This window comes from Nostoc sp. MG11, from assembly GCF_014904695.1.
GTDB lineage: Bacteria > Cyanobacteriota > Cyanobacteriia > Cyanobacteriales > Nostocaceae > Komarekiella.
The window spans coordinates 1-1,631 of record NZ_JACXXN010000164.1 but is presented as its reverse complement, the minus strand read 5'-3'; the positions used below and the strand labels follow the sequence as shown (position 1 = coordinate 1,631).

Sequence of the window (1,631 nt, the reverse complement as noted above, 5' to 3'; positions counted from 1 at the left end):
GGAAGGAAATAAAGATGTCGGAGAATTTGAGAAGCCAAGTAGTGACGCAAGGAGTGCAGCGATCGCCCAATAGAGCAATGCTGCGTGCAGTTGGTTTTACAGATGCAGATTTCAACAAAGCTATTGTGGGTATAGCCAATGGTTACAGCACTATCACCCCCTGCAACATGGGGATCAATAAATTAGCCCAAACAGCAGAAGTTGCTGTTAAAAATGCCAAAGCGATGCCACAAATATTCGGCACAATTACCATCAGCGACGGGATTTCCATGGGAACTGAAGGGATGAAATATTCCCTAGTGTCGCGGGAAGTAATTGCCGACTCGATTGAAACCGCCTGTACAGGACAAAGTATGGATGGTGTACTAGCTATTGGCGGTTGTGATAAAAACATGCCAGGAGCAATGCTGGCGATCGCCCGGATGAACATCCCCGCGATCTTTGTTTATGGTGGCACAATTAAACCCGGACACTACAACGGACGTGATTTAACCGTTGTCAGTTCATTTGAAGCTGTGGGTCAATACAGCGCTGGTAAAATTGACGAGAAAGAATTATTAGAAGTAGAAAGCCGTGCTTGTCCTGGTGCAGGTTCCTGTGGTGGAATGTTCACAGCTAACACCATGTCTTCAGCATTTGAAGCACTGGGAATGAGTTTGCCTTATTCTTCAACAATGGCAGCCGAAGATGCTGAAAAAGCTGATAGTACTGAAAAATCAGCATTTGTTTTAGTCGAAGCCATTCGCAAACAAATCTTACCCCGGCAAATTATTACTCGCAAATCTATAGAGAATGCTATTTCGGTAATTATGGCGGTAGGTGGTTCGACAAATGCTGTATTGCATTTTCTGGCGATCGCTCGCGCCGCTAATGTAGAGTTAACCCTGGACGACTTTGAAACTATCCGCGCCCGTGTCCCCGTTTTGTGTGATTTAAAACCCAGTGGTAAGTATGTAGCTACCGATTTACACAAAGCTGGTGGGATTCCGCAAGTGATGAAAATGCTTCTAGTGCATGATTTACTACACGGTGATAGCCTCACTATCAGCGGTCAAACAGTTGCAGAAGTCTTAGCAGATATCCCAGCAGAACCATCCGCCAACCAAGATGTGATTCGGACTTGGAATAACCCGATGTATTCCCAAGGACACTTAGCTATCCTTAGAGGCAATTTGGCAACCGAAGGTGCTGTCGCCAAAATTACCGGGGTGAAAAAGCCTGTAATAACCGGGCCTGCACGCGTGTTTGAATCGGAAGAAGCCTCGTTAGCTGCTATTTTGGCGGGTAAAATTCAACCAGGTGATGTTCTGGTCATCCGCTATGAAGGGCCTAAGGGTGGCCCAGGGATGCGGGAAATGCTGGCTCCGACCTCAGCAATTATCGGTGCTGGGTTGGGTGATACGGTGGGATTAATTACCGACGGGCGCTTTTCTGGTGGTACTTATGGGATGGTAGTCGGTCATGTTGCCCCAGAAGCCGCAGTTGGGGGTGCGATCGCTCTTGTAGAAGAAGGCGATAGTATTACCATTGATGCACCTGCACGCCGATTGCAGTTGAACGTATCTGAAGAAGAATTAGCTCGTCGTCGTACCAACTGGCAAGCACCTGCACCGCGTTACACTAAAGGTGTA

The 1,631-nt window shown here is 47.3% G+C and carries 1 protein-coding gene; it reads left to right on the top strand.

Annotation, left to right across the window (positions count from 1 at the left end):
- Positions 1–14 precede the first annotated feature (14 nt).
- On the top strand, positions 15–1,631 hold a 1,617-nt coding region (ilvD, locus tag HCR01_RS37815; RefSeq protein ID WP_193200997.1), incomplete at its 3' end, for a dihydroxy-acid dehydratase.